This window comes from endosymbiont of Riftia pachyptila (vent Ph05) (assembly GCF_000224455.1).
Classification (GTDB): Bacteria; Pseudomonadota; Gammaproteobacteria; order Chromatiales; family Chromatiaceae; genus Endoriftia; species Endoriftia persephonae.
In genome coordinates this window covers 35,258-53,113 of record NZ_AFOC01000008.1, presented here as the reverse complement: position 1 = coordinate 53,113, position 17,856 = coordinate 35,258, and the positions used below count along the sequence as shown (strand labels likewise).

The window sequence follows — 17,856 nt, the reverse complement described above, 5'->3', positions numbered from 1 at the left end:
CGCCCAGAAGATGGCCATGGACCCCGCCATGGGACAGGACCACAGCGGCCATCAGCATAATCCGGCAGAGATGCCGATGGCCATGGGCACACCGAAGCCCGATATGGCCGAGGCCAGCGTTCCACAGCTACGCCAGCAGGGAGCTGGCGGCGATCAAACCGACTATGTCTGCCCCATGCACCCGCAGATTGTGACCAAAGATCCTGGCAATTGCCCGATCTGCGGCATGAACCTGGAACCCGTTAAACAAGAGGATGGGGCGGAGGGTGGAGCTCACGCCAAGGTCTCCGTCAGCCCGGAGATCGTACAGAGCCTCGGCATCCGTGTCGCCCAGCTACAACGCATGACCTTCAGCCGCACGGCGGAGACGATGGGGTACATCGAGTATGACAAGACGCGCCTGCGCCATGTCTACGCCCCGGCAAACGGTAATGTGGAGGGTCTGACTGTTCGTTCTGAAGGCGAACGGGTAGAGAAAGGGCAGTTTCTGTTCAAACTCTTCACCGCTGCCCTCTCCGACTACTACGACGACACCTTTGCCCAACTCGATGGCATCGTCGTCGACCTACCCGTGATCGAGGGGCAGTATGTCATGCCCACCACTAAGGTGATGACGCTGGCCGACCTTTCCAGCATCTGGGTGTTGGCGGATGTGTTCGAATCCCAGGCCGGCTGGATCCGCCGCGGTCAACAGGCCGAGGTGCGCACCCCCAACCATCCGGGACGCGTCTGGAAAGGCCAGGTTGAATATATCTATCCCAGTCTGGACCCTGAGACCCGGACGCTGAAGGTACGCATGCGCTTCGACAACCCTGACGAGGCGCTGCTCCCCAATATGCTGGCCGAGATCACTATCCACGGCCCTCCACAACCCGATATCCTGGCCCTGCCCAAGGAGGCGTTGATCCAGACCGGGCACCAGCAGCGCGTTATCCTGGCGCTGGAGGATGGCCATTTTCTACCGCATCCTGTCAAGACAGGCCAGGAGTTTGGGGATTGGATCGAGGTCACCAACGGGCTCACGGTTAACGATGAGGTGGTCGTATCAGGGCAGTTTCTGATCGACTCCGAAGCCAGCCTCAAGGGCAGCCTCGCCCGCCTGCACAGCCATTAATCAAACTAAAAATCGAGGGCCGTCACGGATATCTGCTGTTTCTTTCGGAAGGACCATGAAGCGCTTCCTGTGGAGCTGGCCGCAGCCTATTAGGCAGGAAGCTATCGATGCCGCGATGTGGAGGCTAAGGATAACCCCACCAGCGGCGGTTTCTCTAGAAACAGTCCATACCGGTGACTCAGTAGCCAATCTGACATTGGGCCATATAACCACCTTAAAAACCAAACTGGGGCTAGCATGATTGCTGCAGTTATTCGTTGGTCCTTAGCGAACCGACCGCTCGTTCTTTTACTCACACTACTGTTGACTGGCTGGGGGCTGGTATCACTCCAAAAGACTCCGATCGATGCCCTGCCCGATCTCTCCGACGCCCAGGTCATCATCAAGACCAGCTACCCTGGCCAGGCCCCCGGGGTGGTGGAGGCGCAGGTCACCTACCCGCTGACCACCGCCATGCTGTCGGTGCCTGGCACCGTAGCGGTACGGGGCTACTCCTACTTCGGCGACTCTTTCGTTTACGTGGTATTCGAAGACGGCACCGATCTCTACTGGGCCCGCTCGCGGGTGCTGGAGTATCTCTCTCAGGTCAGTGCCAGATTACCCGATGGTGCAACACCTGCACTCGGACCCGACGCCTCCGGTGTCGGCTGGATCTATCAGTATGCCCTGGTGGACCGACAGCAGAAACATGACCTGAGCCAACTCCGCTCGATCCAGGACTGGTTCCTCAAGTATGAGTTGCAAACGGTGCCCGGGGTAGCAGAGGTGGCTACCGTGGGTGGCATGGTGCGCCAGTATCAGGTAGTCCTGGAACCCAATCTGCTTCGCCTCTACAACATCCCCCTCTCCAAGGTAAAACAGGCGATCCAGGACGCCAACCGCGAGGTAGGCGGTTCAGTCATTGAACAGGCAGAGGCTGAACACATAGTCTACGCCACCGGCTATCTGCAGGGGGTGAAAGATCTGGCCCAAGTGCCACTGGGACTCAGCTCCAAAGGCACCCCGATCTTGCTGAAAGATGTGGCAAAGATCCGTCTCGGCCCACAGATGCGACGCGGCATCGCCGAACTGGACGGTCAGGGCGAGGTGGTTGGTGGCATCGTGGTGATGCGCTGGCAAGAGAATGCCCGCGCCACCATCGAAGCCGTGAAACACAAGCTGGAGTCGCTCAAGGCGGGGCTGCCGGAAGGCGTGGAGATCGTCGAGACCTACGACCGTTCACGGCTGATCAACCAGTCTGTGGACAACCTGCAACAGCGGTTGGTCGAGGAGTTTATCGTCGTCTCCCTGATCTGCATCCTGTTTCTGTTCCACCTGCGCACCTCACTGATCATCATCACCAGCCTGCCGGTCGGCATACTGGCCGCCTTCGGCATCATGCAGTGGCAGGGGATCAACGCCAATATCATGTCCCTCGGCGGCATCGCCATCGCCATCGGCACGATGGTGGACGCCGCCATCGTGATGCTGGAGAACGCCCATAAACATGCCGAACGTAACCACGGGGAGTGCCGTTGGAAACAGATCGAGGCGGCCGCAATCGAGGTCGGACCTCCGCTCTTCTTCTCACTGGTGATCATTACCCTCAGCTTTCTGCCGGTGTTTGTGTTGCAGGGCCAGGAGGGGCGGCTCTTCTCTCCCCTGGCCTACACCAAGACCTATGCCATGGCCGCCGCGGCTATCCTCTCGATCACCCTGGTGCCTGTGCTGATGGGCTACTTCATCCGCGGCAAACTGCCGCAGGAGGAGAGCAATCCGATCAACCGCTGGACCATCCGCGGCTATCTGCCGGTCATCCGCTTTACCTTGCGCCACCCCATTGCCGTCCTCTTTGTCAGCCTGCTGCTGACCCTCACCGCCGTCTGGCCGATCAGTCAGATCGGCTCGGAGTTCATGCCGGAGTTGGATGAAGGGGATCTGATGTATATGCCCACCACCTTCCCTGGGCTATCGATCGGTAAGGCGCAAGAGCTGTTGCAACAGACCGACCGGTTGATCCGCACCGTACCAGAGGTGGAGCGGGTATTCGGCAAGATCGGGCGCGCCGAGACCGCTACTGATCCAGCCCCCCTGACCATGATCGAGACCACCATCACCCTCAAGCCAAAGTCAGAGTGGCGGGAGGGTATGACCCTGGATAAACTCAAGCAGGAGCTGGACCGGCGGGTCGATATCCCCGGCGTAACCAACGCCTGGGTGATGCCGATCAAGACCCGCATCGACATGCTCTCTACCGGTATCAAGACCCCCGTTGGAATCAAGATCGCCGGCCCTGATCTTGAGGTGATCGAGGATATCGGGGAGGTGATCGAGGAGGCGCTGCGCGGGGTGGAGGGCACCGCCTCGGTATTTTCCGAGCGGGTCGATGGCGGACGCTATCTGAAGATCAAGATCGATCGGCTACGGGCGGCGCGCCTTGGCCTCAATATCAAGGATGTCCAGGAGATCATCAGCACCGCCATCGGCGGCGTGAACGTGACCGAGACCGTTGAAGGCCTCGAACGCTATCCGGTGAATATCCGCTATCCACGCGCCATTCGCGATAGTGAGGAGAAGTTGCGCCATCTTCCCATCGTCACGCCAAACGGCCGCCACATCACCCTCGGCCAGATCACCCAGATCGAGGTGGAGGATGGGCCACCGATGATCAAGAGTGAAAACGCCCGTCCCAACGGCTGGGTCTTTGTCGACATCCGTGGACGGGATCTCGGCTCCTATGTCGCTGAGGCACGGCAGCGGGTTGACGCGGCGATCACCCTACCGCCAAATTACTCAATCACCTGGTCGGGGCAGTATGAACATTACCAACGCGCCAATGCACGACTGATTCAGGTCATCCCGCTGACCTTTATCATCATCCTGGTGCTGCTCTACCTGGCATTCCGCAACCTGACCGAGGTGGGGATCATCATCGCCACCCTGCCGTTCGCCCTGACCGGCGGCGCCTGGATGCTCTATCTACTCGACTTCAATCTCTCGATTGCCGTCGGGATCGGTTTCATCGCCCTGGCCGGCATCGCCGTAGAGACCGCAGTGGTCATGATTGTTTACCTCAATCAGTCCTACCGGGCCGCACTACAGGCGATAGAGCTGCACGATCGCCGGCTGACCAGGGAGGAGTTGAGCGAGTCGGTGATCGAGGGCGCGGTGATGCGGGTCCGCCCCAAGATCATGACCGTGGCCAGCGTTATCTTTGGTCTGCTACCGGTGCTGCTGGCGAGTGGCAGTGGATCAGATGTGATGCGTCCGATCGCAGCGCCGATGGTGGGGGGGATGTTGAGCGCCGCCCTACTCACCCTGGTGGTGGTTCCGGCGGTCTTCTATCTATGGAAGCAGCGCGAGAGTGAGAGGTAATCAAGGCATGTTGTGAGAGGCAGCCTCTACTTCTGATCTGCAGATGGCGGCTCAACACGTCGGATCGCGCTCCTGCCACCTTGATCAGCATCGAGCGCCAATTCGATATGGCTAGCATTCTGTCTCATCACCACCCGATCCCTGGCGACCTCGGCAACCAACCAACCACTATAATTATCCCCCACCTGTAGACGGATCACCGAATTACCCCGCACCTCTCTTACCACTGCGATGCGCCGCTGATTGACGATCACTACCCCCTCCAGCTGTAGACTGGGGCGCGCCTGTACCACCGGCTGAACCTGTCGGATCTCCGGCTGAGGCGCCACACGCCCTTCAATAAACAGAGGGCGTTCAAGCACCTCACGAAAGGCACTGCGGGGAGGGATGGTATAGGCGCCACTGTCTGGCAATTTCAGCGTGTTAGCCACCCCATTCGCCTGGGTGGATACTGGCCGCGAGTCGTCCTGCTTCCGCTCCATATCTTCCCATTGCAGAAGCAGTAGCTTGCCAAGCCCCGCGAGGGCCAACAGCAACAACAGACTGAGGATATTAATACGGCCACTGATGCTATTCACCCTCAGCCCCTGATGTAACCCGACAGAACAAAAGTACAAGCAAGCTCAGTCCCGGCCTTAGCCCACTGATTTCTGCCCGCTGCCCCATGGCGGCGGGATGTGCGTTTTCCTTGCAGCTGCAGATCAGAGATAAGCAGATAGGGCTCTCCCGATTCCAGCGCATAGAGAACACCAAATATCGACTCCATCGCCCCCTTCATGCTAACCCGGATAGAGACCCTGCCGAAACTGCCATCTTGTTCGATCGGTAGCACCCGTGTACTCAAGAGCTTGCCCCGGCTCGAGCGAACTACGCGGGTCAATATACCTTGGAGCTCAGCACCGCCAAGAGACTCACTCTGTGCCCTCAGATAACGCTTGTCCCTCCGGTTAGCCATCTCTAGTTGCTGATACTGTTGTTGTAATGCTTCCGCTACAGCCACCGAACGTTGATAGATCTCAATGCGTTTGCGGACGCTGGCAATCTCATCATCGTAGGATTGCTTGATCGTCAAATACGGGATCAGCAGAGCCGCCGCGCCCCCGACAACAAGCAACAGCAGCAATAGCTGTGCTGCCAGCTTGCGCAGGCTGGGAGATACACCAAGCCTCATCGAGTCGCCTCCGTGACAAATTGCGCGGAGAGATGGAACCGCTCCATATCATTGATTGCGTTCTTGGTAATGGAGGAGCGAAAGCGTGCATCGCTAAAGCTATTCGATGACTCCAGCAGCGAGATTAGCGTCGACGCCGACGCAGAAAAACCATGCACCTGCACATCTCCCGCATCAATCTCGAGTTGATCGAGCCAGGTATTATCCGGCAACAGATGTGTCAGTTCATTGATCACTTCCAACACAGGGGCGTGTTCCATTCTCTTTTCGAGGATAAATCCAGCCTCATTTTTAGCTGTATCGACCCGCTCCCGTAACTCACGCGCCTTCACCACCTGCTGCTTGAGCTGAGCTGCCTTGAGCTGTAAACGCTCCAACTCAACGCTTTTCTCCCAAAGCGGAAAGAGCAGATTGCTCAAACCAAGCAGCAGCACCAGACCTGCGAGCAGATAGTTGAGGCGCCTGGCAAAGGAGTAGCCCCTTCTCCGCTGCTCCCCCGGCATAAGATTCAGCTCGAGCGATTCGCCGGCAATCTCGCCATCCACCGTGACCGCATCTAATCGGATCGCGTGTTTGCTGAGCTGCTCCAAAAGCAGATCGACACGCCCCCTGGGGGCGACATAGAGATCAATCGTCAGGGTCTGACTGCCCCGATTGCGGGCAACGCACAGGGAATCGAAGTAGACTTGCGACAACCTGAACGGCGTCTCCTGCTCCAGCTGAAAGGTGAGCACCTCCCGCAGATTGGATTCCGCAACTCTAGGTAGGATTAGCCGCTTTTTCAGGTAGCCCTCTGGGGGCAGAATCAGCTCCACTCTTCTCGCATCCTGCAACAGGAGTCGCTCTCTACCCAGCCCTGACGGATCGATCAAGCCAACCATCACGGGCTCGACCCCCTTCGCCCCTTTGACCACTCGCCTGATAGCGAGCTCATCACCCTCTACGACAATCTGGTAGACCTGCCCTCCAAACAGAATTCGCTTAACAAACTCTGGCATCATTCCGGTCAGTTCAGCAATCCACCAGTGCCAAAATTGAGCGGCTAGATCCTGCATCCGGGCGAACGACATAGCACTCTGTTCAGCCATCCTTCACCTCTTGGTCTCCCGCCAGCTCCCGCCAGGCAAGGATGCGGTAACGCCGTTGCAGATTGCCGCTGATATCAACGACCGCCCTGATATGAGAGCGGCCACCCTGCCCCGTCACTGCCCGCACATCAAGATGGTAGATCGGGTATGCCGGCAACTGCCGGGGGAGCGAGCCTGGCACCTGTGGCCTGTCTATCTGCCGGCCAGCCGAACCCCGCATCACAGCCGCCTCTTGCTGCTCCAGCTGGCGCAACAACGCAGCCGGGGCTTGTGCGCTGTCGAGGGCCCCACCTTTTGAATGCACGGTGATGAAGGGTACGATTGCACGGTAGGTCTCTGCCGTCATCCCCAGTACCATCTTCAGTTCCTGCACACTCTTGAAGCGGGCGTTGGCAGGACGATAGGCCAGCCCGGCTGTTGCATACTGCCTGGCCTCCGCCCCCTGTAACCGAATCAGGTCGTCAGCATCTCGCCAATCGAGGATGGCATCAACGAGAGAACGGGCCTGCTCCTCCTTCATACCAGTCGAGACAATCAGCGCTTCCAGGGTCGATGGCGTGGCCTGGTTGATATCGATAAGTCCAGTCGCATTGATGATCGAAACGGTGAGCTGTGTTCCCTCAAACTCAACCTGATTCTCCACACCCCGCAACCGGAAACCGCCCTCTCTGGATGACACAAGCAGATCATCGATCGCCATATACAGACCTGCCTCTGCATGTAATCGGGCCTGCAGTGCCTCTCGTTGATTGGCGGCCAGATTTAGCTCCATTCTACCGTTTCTGGCGTGGCTGCCCCCAATCACACTGAGCAGGACAATCAGCCACAACACCAAGAGCAACGCAATACCCCGTTCACCCTTGCCAGCCCTGTGCATTTTTACTTCATACCTCTCTTCCCACACAACGCGACTATCGGCCCCTGCGCCTCGAACGCGATCTCGGCTTGATACTCACTGTGGCCTGCAGATCTGATCTGACCCGAATAATCTTCTCTCGCACTGGCGCCCCATCCTCAATGCTAAAGCTAAAACTGATTAGCTGGGGATAAGCTGGCTCCTCCTGACGCCACTGCTCAACCCAGCCTAGATCTGTTGTCCGATGTTGCCCGTAATAAGCGATACGAAACTCGCTCAGTCCGTGCAACAACACTTGACTGGGGGCCTCCTCATCAATCCTTAAAGGATGATCACCCGGCAGCCGCGGAAGGTAGAAGAGCACCAGTTCCCCCCCACCATCCACGGAGGTGAATCTCAACAGGTACTCATAGTCTGCGAATCGCTCATCATACTCAGGCGCCGGCGCGATAAAGGCGAGCTGATTTGCCTCACCGTCAAACAAGAGATGCTCTTTTCCCCCGTCGCTATAACGCCCCATCCGCAGCTGCCGAATCATCTTTGCCAGCAGGCGCTCCGCAGCACGACCGGCATCACCTGACCCCACGCGCCGGATCCCTGCTTCCCAGCTCCTGCTTGCGTAGTGGACCGAACTGAAGGCTGCGGTCATCAGCAGCGACAGCAGAGCCACGGCAACCAAGATCTCCAGCAGGGTAAACCCCTGTTGTCTATGGCGGTCATTCACCAGCGCCATCCATCTCACTTCACCGATGGTGGCTTTAGCGGATCAAGCCTGAGGCTGCTCATATTCAACTCACGCTGGCGACCCAGCAACGACCAAGAAACCCGGACCTTAATTTGATAGAGCCCGCCCTCCTGAGTTCTGCCACTGGCATCGCTCCTTTCATAGGGCGTCACCGAGCGATTCCAGCGATAGCCACCAACGCTCTCGCCTCTCTCTACCCCCTCCAGCTCCCGCCAGTTCAGGTCCGTCCCTTCCAGCAAGTCCTGCACCAGCATCAGCGCTCCCATATGGCGCTGCGCAATCGAAATATTACTTAAACCACCGGAGAAGATGCGGTAGAGCACCGTCAGCGACATGGCAAGGATTGCGAAAGCAACCAGCACCTCAATCAGGGTAAATCCCCTCTGAGTCCCCCGCTTAATTGGGGATCTCACCCGAACGCTCCTCCACCTCCAGAACCCCACTGATCCAGTTCACCCGCAACAGGAAACGATGCTGTTCACTCCAGATCACTATCTGCCCCCCGCTAACCGTGCCATCTGGATAGGCGCTGAAGAGCACCACCTTATCCAACCCATCTCCTTTATCGAACTCGAGCCTCAGCCCATCCGGGATATCCAAGCTATTACGCCCGGCTTCGCTCAACAGGGCTCGCCTCTGCCGGTCGAAATAGATCTGCTGCTTCCGGTTGGAGACGATAGCCCGGCTGCGTGATTCTCTAACCATCAGCACCACATCGTTCACCAGACTCCTGGCGGAAACACCTGGCAAGGCTCGACTCAACAGCGGTGGAACCAACGCCACCATCATCGCCATCAGAGTCAGAACCAGCAGCAGCTCCAACAGCGTGAAACCGCCCGCGGTACGAGACATCCCCCCAGCCTCACCAACTCACCACATCCTGGTCCTCTCCAGCACCACCTTCCGTGTTGTCCTGACCCAGCGAATAGAGGTCGTAGAGGCCATTCTCTCCAGGAAATTGGTAGTGGTAGTCCCTACCCCAGGGGTCTTTGGGGATGCGCTTCTTTTTCAGGTAGGGGCCATGCCAGCCATCGACACCACCGGGCGCCTCCACCAGCGCCTGTAACCCCTCTGCCGTACTTGGATAACGCCCCACCTCTAAATGATAAAGGTCAAGACCTGCGCCAAACTCCTCAATCTGTAACTTCGCCGTGTCGGATTTGGCCCCGCCAAGATAACGCATCATCTGTGGCCCAACCAACCCCGCCAGCAACCCCAGAATCACCAACACCACCAGCAGCTCAATGAGTGTAAACCCCGTGAAATCAATCGAACGAGCCCCGCTAAAACGTCTTTTCATCACCTCTATCCTTCAGATAACCAGTTGATTAATACCCATGATCGCCACCAGAATGGACATGATCACCCCAGCAACGATCACACCCAGGAACAGAATCAGCATTGGCTCCAGGATCGCCAACGACTGCTTAATCGAACGGTTCACCTCTTTATCGTATATCTCCGCTATATGCAGCAGCATCTGCTCCAGCTCTCCGGATTCTTCACCCACACCGATCATCTGCACCGAAAACTCTGGAAAGCACCCCGCCTTCTTCAGCTGCGTGGTCAATCGCGCCCCCTCTTTGAGCCCGTTGATCACCCCATCCATGCTGTCGGCGATCACCCGATTCTGTAACGTCTCACGCACAATCCCCATTGCCTTCACCATCGGGATACCATTCTGCAGCAAAGTGCCCAAGGTACGGGAGAAGACAGCGACCTCCATCTTGGTAATCAGTTCCCCCAGTAACGGCAGTGAGAGGACGCGCCGATGCCAGCGGTACTGTCCCTTTGGACGCTGCAGCTGATAGCGAATCCACAACACAAACAGGACAATCAGCGAGACAAAGATCCAACCATAGGCCTTTAGCAGATCCCCTGCCTGCAACACGATGGCAGTGGAGAGCGGCAGTGCGGCCCCCATCCCCTCAAACAGCTCCTTGAACTGTGGAATGACATAGGTAAGAAGGATGATGATCGACACGATAGCGACTATCACCAGGATGATCGGGTAGATCATGGCGGACTTCAACGAGCCCTTCAGTTCGCTACTGCGTTCCAGATGATCCGCCAAACGGGCCATGACCGATTCGAGGGTACCACCCAGCTCACCCGCCCTCGCCAGGCTGATGTAGATATCTGGGAAGATCCCCTGTTGCGCTGCCAGGGCATCGGCAAAGGAGTCCCCCCCCTTGATCTTTTCCTGCAGTGCCGACAGCACCTGAGAAAATGCCGGATCACTATTTACCGAGATCAGTAACGCGAGCGAGCGATCGAGCGACAAGCCCGCCTTGAGCAGCGTCGATAGTTCACGGGTAAACAGCAGCAGTTGGTCTTTGTTGCGCCTAAACAGCCCAACAGGCTTCAAAGCCTTGGAGCTGGCACTCAAGGCATGGCTCAGTTCGACCTGAATTGGCACCCGCCCCTGCGCCTGGATCATCTTGACCACAGCCTCTCGGCTCGCACCCTCCGTCGTCCCCTCCGTAACCTCCCCGTCCAGTGATGCGGCCTTGAAAAAGTAGTTCGGCATATCAGTCCAGCCGCGTTACCCGCAATATCTCTTCGATCGTGGTCACACCCTTTGCCGCCTTTGCCATACCATCCTCATACAGTGTGAGCATGTTAGCCGAGCGTGCCTGACGTGCGATGCTGAGTGAATCGGCGCGCGCCATGATCAGATCCCTGATCTTATCGTCGAGCAGGATGATCTCCACGATCGCCGCCCGCCCGATATAACCTGTACCACGGCACTGCTCACAACCGTGGGCGGTGTAGAACTGCGCCGTCTCCATCTCGACGCTCGCCGACAAGCGCAAGCGCTGGGCCAGCTCCTCGCCAACCCGATAGGGCTGCTTGCACGCATCACACAGGCGACGCACCAACCGCTGGGCCAATACCGCCGTCAGCGTCGATTTCAGCAAAAAGTCATCCACCCCCATATCGAGCAAACGCGTGATGCTGCCAGCCGCATCATTGGTGTGCAGTGTAGAAAGCACCAGATGGCCAGTCAGGGCCGACTGTATAGCGATGGCTGCGGTCTCCTGATCACGCATCTCACCGATCATGATGACATCGGGATCCTGCCGCACGATCGAACGCAGGGCGTTGGAGAAGGTCAAGCCGATCTGTGGCTTAACCTGGATCTGGTTGATGCCGTCGATGTTATATTCGACCGGATCCTCCACGGAAAGGATCTTCCGTTCCGGGGTGTTCAGGTGATTCAGCGCCGCATAGAGGGTGGTGGTCTTACCGCTCCCAGTGGGGCCAGTCACCAGGATGATGCCATGCGGGATCGACAGGGCAGCACGCAGCTTCTCCTCCTGCTCACGGGTAAAGCCCAAGCACTTAAAGTCCCCCCCTGCGCCCTCACTGTGCAGCAACCGCAACACCACGCTCTCACCATACACTGTCGGTACGGTCGATACCCGCAGATCGAGCCAGACGCCCTTGACCTTTATCTTAAAGCGACCGTCCTGTGGCAACCGCCGCTCGGCGATATTCAGATTCGCCAATATCTTGACCCGCGAAACAACCGCCGCAGCAACCCCGGCTGGGGCGTCCTCAATCTCACGCATGATGCCATCGATGCGGTATCGAACCTTCAAGCTCTGCTCGAAAGGTTCGATATGGATATCTGACGCCTGTTGGTTTACTGCCTGCTGGATCAGTTGGTTCACCAGCTTGATGACCGGCGCCTCACTGGCCAACTCTTTGAGGTGCTCGATATCATCATCGCCAACCGCGCCAAGACGCCCCACCTCCCCCCTGGCAGCCGCCTCCTCATCGGTTTCGGTGTAGCGCTGCCGGAAGGCGGCCTCGATCTCCGACACCACCCCGACCCGCGGCACCACCTCACAACCCGAGACCATCTTCAGGGCCTCAAGCAGGTAGGGGTTATCCGGATCGGCCATCGCCACCATCAGGCCCGCCTCGTCCTCCTGCACCGGCACGCACAGATTGCGATTCAGAAACGCCAACGAGATACGCGAGCCATAGGGCAATCTCTCCGGGAACTCGCTCTCGTCGATCAGCGGGATCCCATGAAACGCCGATTGAGCCTGTGCCAGTTCCTGGTCGGAGAGCATTCCCATCCGCACCAGCAGCACGGCAAAAGAGCTCTCGCTCTGCTGCTCGGAGAAGATTCTAAGGGCATTTTCTGCCTCCTCCCTGCGCAGCCTGCCGGTCTGCACCAAATAACCACCAATCCCGCTATCGAGCAGACTGGCCTTCTGTTGTGGGCTGGCAGAGGGGGAATGCTGCCCCTTGATACTCACATCGGTGGTCATTCAGGATTTCTCGAAGAGGAGTGAAGAACAGCCAATGCGCCCCATCACTAGCCATCCTGTGCATCTAAGATTCCGCATGGGCGTTAATGTCTGATCGAGCGCTCCAGCGCACTCGCCTCTTTGAGACTCTTGCGCAGCTCGTCGGTCAGCACTTTGGCCTGCATTGGATTGGCCACCACCCGTGGCGTGATGGTGATAATCAGCTCGGTACGCGCAACATCTTTCGTCGTGTTGCTGAACATTTTTCCCACCCCGGGGAGATCCATCAAGATCGGGATCCCGTCCTTGGTGTCGTTACTGGTTTCACTGATAAGCCCACCCAGGATGATCGTCTGACCGCTGTTCACCACCACCGTGCTGTCCACGGTACGCTGCGCAATGGGGACATTCCCACCGCCCCCAACCGCTGGCGCCGAACCCGGTTTGCTCACCTCCTGGCTGATCTCTAAGGTCACCATTCCACCGACATTGACCCGGGGCGTGACGGTAAGCAGCGTACCGGTGTCACGGAACTGGACTTCGGTAACGATCGGGGCGTCGGGATTGGTGGTGCTCTGGGAGGAGCGTGTGATGATCGGGATCTGATCGCCGACCCTAAAGCTGGCCGACTGATTATCGACCACCATGATCTGCGGCGCGGAGAGGAATTTGACCGAGGATTGGGCGTTCAACAGATTAAAGAAGAGCTTCAACTCATCCATACTGTTCAAAATCCCCAGCGAGAACCCGGAGCCCGAGACCCCACTCGGCAGCGGCAGGTTCAGCCCACCCTGCCACTTATCGCTCCCCCCCATATTTCCCTGCAGGAACCAGCGCACGCCATAACTCAGGTTATTGGTCAGAGAGACCTCAGCGATGGTCGCCTCTATCAACACCTGCATCGGCGGCACATCGAGCTTGCGGATGGTCGCCTCCACCGACTTGTAATCCCGCGCCGAAGCCAAAACTAGGATCGCGTTACGATCTTGATCGGCGATGATCTTTACCTCACCTTGGCCAGCAATGCCCGGCGCCGGCTCGCCCGCCGGATCCATCGCCGCCGCCCCCATCTGAACCGCCGGATCGAGTGGCTTATCGGTCAGCTGTGGCGGTGGTGTGATCGCACTCTGGGTCGGCGAACGCACATTGGAACGCTCCGCCGGGGGGGAGGCCTGATCCGAACTGGGGGCGCTTTTCCCTCCCCCGCCACCAAAGATCTCCTGCAGCAACCCAGCGATGCTATCCGCCTTACCATACTTCAGGCGATAGACGTAGAGCCGTTGACCCGGCGATGTTGTACCACCCTGGTCGAACCGCTCCACCAGCTCCTTGATGGTATCGAGATAACCCGGCTGAGGGGTAATCACCATCACCGAATTGAGCCGCGCCACTGGCACCAGGCGAACCATGCCAGACAAGGGCCCCTCATCGGTAGCGACCAGCAGCTTGTTCAACTCATCGACCAAGGTGGCGGCATCCGCATACTCCAATGCGAACAGGCCGAAGGACATCCCCTTCAACCAATCCACGTCGAACAACTTTACCGTCTCAAGGGCCTGATTGATCTGAAAACGCGAGCCACGTATCAGCAGCAGGTTACGCGCATCGTTAGTCGTGAAGGTCAGCTCAGCCGAGGATACCGAGCCGAGGATCTTCTTCATCTCCCTCGCTGCGATGTAGCGCAACGGCACAATCTGGGTACCAAAGCCCGCGATGCCTGCCGCCCCCACCTTGCCGACAACCGGAACACTGGACTGTTTAGCGGCATCCGCAAGGGGGATGATCCGATAGAGCCCTGCGTCGTAGATCATCGCGGCACCATAGCTCTGCAGGAGCGACTCAAGAATCCCCATCACGCTGTCGATCGGTACAGGGTTATAGGTGCGCATGGTAACCACACCCTGCACCCGTGGATCGATGAGGTAGTTTTGTTTCAGGATCTCCTCGAATACGATCCGCACAACCTCATGCAGTTCGATGCCGTCGAAGTGGAGCGTAATCTCACCCGCCGAACCGCTCTCTTCACCCTGACCTGAGAGATTCAGAAACTTTCCACTGCCAACTTTGTAAAAAGGAGCTTTGGCTGATTGAACGGGCTCACTCCCCCGTCCTGAAGGGAGCGTGGTTGGAGCAACCGCGGCAGATTCCGGCATGCTCTCTTCCTGCATCCACTCTTGAGTCGATCCGTGCGCTACAACTGGCTCCTGCCGCGCTGGATCACTTTTTACGCCAGCCGCAGGCGTACACGCCGCCAGCACAGGCAGTAACAGGGACCACATAAATAGGTGGACAACTTTATTGGTCATGATGCTCTTCAAACCGCCGATTCAGGCCCGGCTTTCTCTTATTCTCTCTTTCACCGCTGGCTGCCGCCCCTGAAGCAGATGAAAACTGCGTCAGCATGGCGCAACATCCGACCGACCACCTGCCGGCTCCCTAAGCCGGGAAGGTTCGACTCAAGTCGACTCGAGTGTCTGCGATCCGAATGCAGCTGTTCAGACTAGCTGGCTTGGGCAGGCAATCGCGCATTTAGCCCGGCAGATGCAATTGATGCAAGTCCACCAGACTCCTACTCCCCCTTGATTGGCTTCGCGACGGATGTTCTTAGCCCTCACCATTCGAAGCGCGGCAAAACCTCCCCGTCATGCCCGAAAGGCCAGCAAACACCGACTTCATGGCCAATCCCGCCAAAAAAACATGGTGCCATCAACGCCGACCAATGGGACGATACTGCTTTCGCAGGAGACGGAGGGCGCCGAATAACGTGATATTTCGTCAAGGACTTACGAGTCTTCTTGGTCTCGGATCTCCAAACAATCTGCCAACCGAGGCGATCCTACCACACTTTTATTTCTTGCAGAGCGCAGCCTGCCTGGAGGCAGGCTGCGTAAACGCTACCCGAATAAGCTCCCCGCTCTTAAAACCGGACTAGAGGCAGCGGGGCTAAGGAGCCTCTGATCAGGTCATGAACTCGTATCTTGTGCCCAGAATATTCAGCTTCTGCGTTGCAAATCTCGGCAACGGCTCCATGCGTGACTCTACCTCCTGCATCCATGCAGTCGTTCGCAATCCCCTACAGGGATGTAGGGGAGGAGCGTGAGCAGGGAACGGTAGCTTTACATGCGATTTGCGCCTTGAATCTGAATATTCTGAGTCACAATCAACTTCGTCCAGACTTAATCAGAGGTTCCCTAAACGTCTCGCGCCGGCAGGCGCTCACTCTCCCGAAAGATTCAACATCAATGTATTGAGCCGCCGCACAAAGGCCGCCGGGTCATCCAGCTGACCACCCTCCGCCAGTTGGGCCTGGTCGAACAAAACCCGGGTCAGGTCGGCGAAGCGATCTTCGTCGGGTTCCTGATCGAGACGTTCCAGCAGGGGGTGTTGCATGTTGAGCTCCATGATCGGTGAGGTGCCGGGCGCGTCCTGGCCAACCGACTTCAGCACCCGCGCCAGATTGGCACTCATGTCGTGCTCCTCCACCACCAGGCAGGCGGGGGAGTCGGTGAGCCGGTGGCTGACGCGCACCTCTTTGACCGTCTCGCCGAGCACCTTTTTGACCCGCTCCAGCAGCCCCTGGTGCTCCTCCGCCGACTTCTCCTGGGCCTCTTTCTCCTCCTTGTCTTCCAGCTCACCCAGATCGAGGGCGCCCTTGGCCACCGACTGCAGCGGCTTGCCGTCGAATTCGGTGAGGCTGGAGACCAGCCACTCGTCGACCCGGTCGGAGAGCAGCAGCACCTCGATGCCCTTCTTCTTCAGCAGCTCTAGATGCGGGCTGAAGCGAGCGGCAGCGGCACTGTCGGCGGTGATGTAGTAGATCTTCTCCTGCCCCTCTTTCATACGCCCGATGTAGTCGGCCAGAGAGACATTCTGGGTGTCGTCATCGTTATGGGTGGAGGCGAAGCGCAGCAGCCCGGCGATCCGCTCCTTGTTACCGAACTCCTCCGCCGGCCCCTCTTTCATCACCTTGCCGAACTGGTCCCAGAAGGTTTGGTACTTCTCGGGCTCATTCTTCGCCATCTTCTCCAGCATGCCGAGTACGCGCTTGACGTTGGCCTGGCGGATGGTGTCGATCTTGCGATTGTGCTGCAGGATCTCACGGGAGACATTGAGCGGCAGGTCATCAGAATCGACCACACCTTTGATGAAACGCAGGTAGCGCGGCATCAGCTTTTCCGCCTCGTCCATGATGAAGACGCGGCGCACGAAGAGTTTTACGCCATGTTTCTGATCCCGGTCCCACATATCGAACGGGGCGCGGCTGGGGATGTAGAGCAGCGCGGAGTATTCGTTGTTGCCCTCGACCCGATTGTGGGCCCAGGCGAGCGGCTCTTCAAAGTCATGGGAGACGTGTTTGTAGAACTCTTTATACTCCTCGTCGCTGATCTCCGACTTGGGCCGCATCCACAGCGCAGTGCCCTTGTTGACCCGCTCAAACTCTGGCTGCTCCGGTTGCTCTTCCCCCGCCTCTGGTTCGCCGAACCGCTGCTTCTCCATCTCCACCGGCATCGCGATATGGTCGGAGAACTTAGAGATAATGGAACGCAGCCGGTAGTCCTCCAGGAACTCCTTCTCATCCTCACGCAGGTGCAGGATCACGTCGGTACCGCGGCTGGGCTTATCCACGTTCTCGATACTGTAGTCACCCTCGCCGGTGGACTCCCAGCGCACCCCATGCTCTTCGGCGAGGCCGGCACGGCGGGTGATCAGGGTCACCTTGTCGGCAACGATAAAGGCAGAGTAGAAGCCGACACCAAACTGACCGATCAGCTCGCTATCCTTGGTCTGATCACCGCTCAACGCCTCAAAAAACTTCTTGGTGCCGGAGCTGGCGATAGTGCCGATGGTCTCGGTCACCTCCTGACGACTCATACCGATACCGTTGTCGGAGATGGTCAGGGTGCCCGCCTCCTTGTCCATCGTCACGCGGATCCGTAGTTCAGGGTCATCCTCAAACAGCGCCTCGTCGGTCAGCGCCTCAAAACGCAGCTTCTCTGCCGCATCAGATGCGTTGGAGACCAGCTCCCGCAGGAAGATCTCCTTATTGCTGTAAAGGGAACGGATCACCAGGTTCAACACCTGACTCACCTCGGCCTGGAACGCCAGGGTCTCCTTCTGGGCTTCAACACTCATGGGGAATATCAACCTCCATCAAATACATACACTTAAAAAATCGCGCGATTTCAGCGAATCGGCCAACAGATGGGGGCGATGTCCCATCTTTTCAAGCAGGGGTTCGATTCCCATCACTCCTGTGCTTGAA

At 58.0% G+C, this 17,856-nt stretch carries 14 protein-coding genes; 2 read left to right on the top strand and 12 right to left on the bottom strand.

Translation table 11 applies throughout. The annotated features are described in order from the left end of the window. Both RIFP1SYM_RS02305 and RIFP1SYM_RS02300 read left to right on the top strand, forming a co-directional pair. Positions 1-1,114: efflux RND transporter periplasmic adaptor subunit (locus RIFP1SYM_RS02305; protein WP_139042038.1), on the top strand; the 1,114-nt coding region annotated here is incomplete at its 5' end. Between the two features lie 237 nt (positions 1,115-1,351). Continuing rightward, positions 1,352-4,468, top strand: coding sequence for an efflux RND transporter permease subunit (locus RIFP1SYM_RS02300; protein ID WP_005959031.1), 3,117 nt, complete (start codon positions 1,352-1,354; stop codon positions 4,466-4,468). A 26-nt stretch (positions 4,469-4,494) separates the two neighbouring features. Here RIFP1SYM_RS02300 and RIFP1SYM_RS02295 read toward each other — a convergent pair whose 3' ends face one another. From RIFP1SYM_RS02295 to htpG, 12 genes are all read right to left on the bottom strand, one after another. Further along, entirely contained in the window at positions 4,495-5,046 is a 552-nt protein-coding gene (locus tag RIFP1SYM_RS02295; RefSeq protein ID WP_006475372.1) for a hypothetical protein, read from the bottom strand. Positions 5,047-5,048: 2 nt separating this feature from the next. Continuing rightward, the gene (gspM, locus tag RIFP1SYM_RS02290) at positions 5,049-5,639 is read right to left on the bottom strand and encodes a type II secretion system protein GspM (protein WP_005959029.1); all 591 of its coding nucleotides are present in this window, start codon (positions 5,637-5,639) and stop codon (positions 5,049-5,051) included. Continuing rightward, positions 5,636-6,727 (bottom strand): PilN domain-containing protein, encoded by a 1,092-nt coding sequence (locus RIFP1SYM_RS02285; protein WP_005959028.1) that lies wholly within the window; start codon positions 6,725-6,727, stop codon positions 5,636-5,638. The genes gspM and RIFP1SYM_RS02285 overlap by 4 nt, the downstream gene beginning before the upstream one ends. Beyond that, complete coding sequence (locus RIFP1SYM_RS02280; protein ID WP_139042037.1) at positions 6,720-7,499, bottom strand: type II secretion system minor pseudopilin; 780 nt, start codon at positions 7,497-7,499, stop codon at positions 6,720-6,722. The genes RIFP1SYM_RS02285 and RIFP1SYM_RS02280 overlap by 8 nt, the downstream gene beginning before the upstream one ends. Before the next feature lie 139 nt (positions 7,500-7,638). Beyond that, positions 7,639-8,307, bottom strand: a complete 669-nt coding sequence (locus RIFP1SYM_RS02275) for a prepilin-type N-terminal cleavage/methylation domain-containing protein (protein ID WP_240991994.1) — start codon at positions 8,305-8,307, stop codon at positions 7,639-7,641. 14 nt (positions 8,308-8,321) lie between these two features. After that, a complete protein-coding gene (locus tag RIFP1SYM_RS02270; protein WP_240991696.1) occupies positions 8,322-8,741 on the bottom strand; it encodes a prepilin-type N-terminal cleavage/methylation domain-containing protein in 420 nt (139 codons plus the stop codon). Beyond that, positions 8,725-9,180 carry a prepilin-type N-terminal cleavage/methylation domain-containing protein gene (locus RIFP1SYM_RS02265; protein ID WP_005959024.1) on the bottom strand — a complete coding sequence of 152 codons (456 nt, stop codon included), beginning with the start codon at positions 9,178-9,180 and terminating at the stop codon, positions 8,725-8,727. Before RIFP1SYM_RS02265 ends, RIFP1SYM_RS02270 begins: the two co-directional genes overlap by 17 nt. A gap of 10 nt (positions 9,181-9,190) precedes the next feature. Then, positions 9,191-9,628: a type II secretion system major pseudopilin GspG gene (gene gspG, locus RIFP1SYM_RS02260; RefSeq protein ID WP_039959595.1), complete on the bottom strand. Its 438-nt coding sequence runs from the start codon at positions 9,626-9,628 to the stop codon at positions 9,191-9,193. 12 nt (positions 9,629-9,640) lie between these two features. Then, positions 9,641-10,858, bottom strand: a complete 1,218-nt coding sequence (locus RIFP1SYM_RS02255; protein WP_005959022.1) for a type II secretion system F family protein — start codon at positions 10,856-10,858, stop codon at positions 9,641-9,643. A 1-nt stretch (position 10,859) separates the two neighbouring features. Next, positions 10,860-12,614: a GspE/PulE family protein gene (locus tag RIFP1SYM_RS02250; RefSeq protein WP_005959021.1), complete on the bottom strand. Its 1,755-nt coding sequence runs from the start codon at positions 12,612-12,614 to the stop codon at positions 10,860-10,862. Between the two features lie 83 nt (positions 12,615-12,697). Next, positions 12,698-14,746, bottom strand: coding sequence for a type II secretion system secretin GspD (gene gspD / locus RIFP1SYM_RS02245; protein WP_240991695.1), 2,049 nt, complete (start codon positions 14,744-14,746; stop codon positions 12,698-12,700). A 1,063-nt stretch (positions 14,747-15,809) separates the two neighbouring features. Continuing rightward, positions 15,810-17,726 carry a molecular chaperone HtpG gene (gene htpG, locus RIFP1SYM_RS02240; protein ID WP_006475363.1) on the bottom strand — a complete coding sequence of 639 codons (1,917 nt, stop codon included), beginning with the start codon at positions 17,724-17,726 and terminating at the stop codon, positions 15,810-15,812. Positions 17,727-17,856 lie beyond the last annotated feature (130 nt).

Excerpts from the sequence above, each read along its gene's own strand:
- RIFP1SYM_RS02300 (WP_005959031.1), top strand. The coding sequence starts at position 1,352 with ATGATTGCTGCAGTTATTCGTTGGTCCTTAGCGAACCGACCGCTCGTT.
- gspM (WP_005959029.1), bottom strand. The coding sequence starts at position 5,639 with ATGAGGCTTGGTGTATCTCCCAGCCTGCGCAAGCTGGCAGCACAGCTA.
- RIFP1SYM_RS02285 (WP_005959028.1), bottom strand. The coding sequence starts at position 6,727 with ATGGCTGAACAGAGTGCTATGTCGTTCGCCCGGATGCAGGATCTAGCC.
- RIFP1SYM_RS02280 (WP_139042037.1), bottom strand. The coding sequence starts at position 7,499 with ATGGAGCTAAATCTGGCCGCCAATCAACGAGAGGCACTGCAGGCCCGA.
- RIFP1SYM_RS02265 (WP_005959024.1), bottom strand. The coding sequence starts at position 9,180 with ATGTCTCGTACCGCGGGCGGTTTCACGCTGTTGGAGCTGCTGCTGGTT.
- gspG (WP_039959595.1), bottom strand. The coding sequence starts at position 9,628 with ATGAAAAGACGTTTTAGCGGGGCTCGTTCGATTGATTTCACGGGGTTT.
- RIFP1SYM_RS02255 (WP_005959022.1), bottom strand. The coding sequence starts at position 10,858 with ATGCCGAACTACTTTTTCAAGGCCGCATCACTGGACGGGGAGGTTACG.
- RIFP1SYM_RS02250 (WP_005959021.1), bottom strand. The coding sequence starts at position 12,614 with ATGACCACCGATGTGAGTATCAAGGGGCAGCATTCCCCCTCTGCCAGC.
- gspD (WP_240991695.1), bottom strand. The coding sequence starts at position 14,746 with ATGCCGGAATCTGCCGCGGTTGCTCCAACCACGCTCCCTTCAGGACGG.
- htpG (WP_006475363.1), bottom strand. The coding sequence starts at position 17,726 with ATGAGTGTTGAAGCCCAGAAGGAGACCCTGGCGTTCCAGGCCGAGGTG.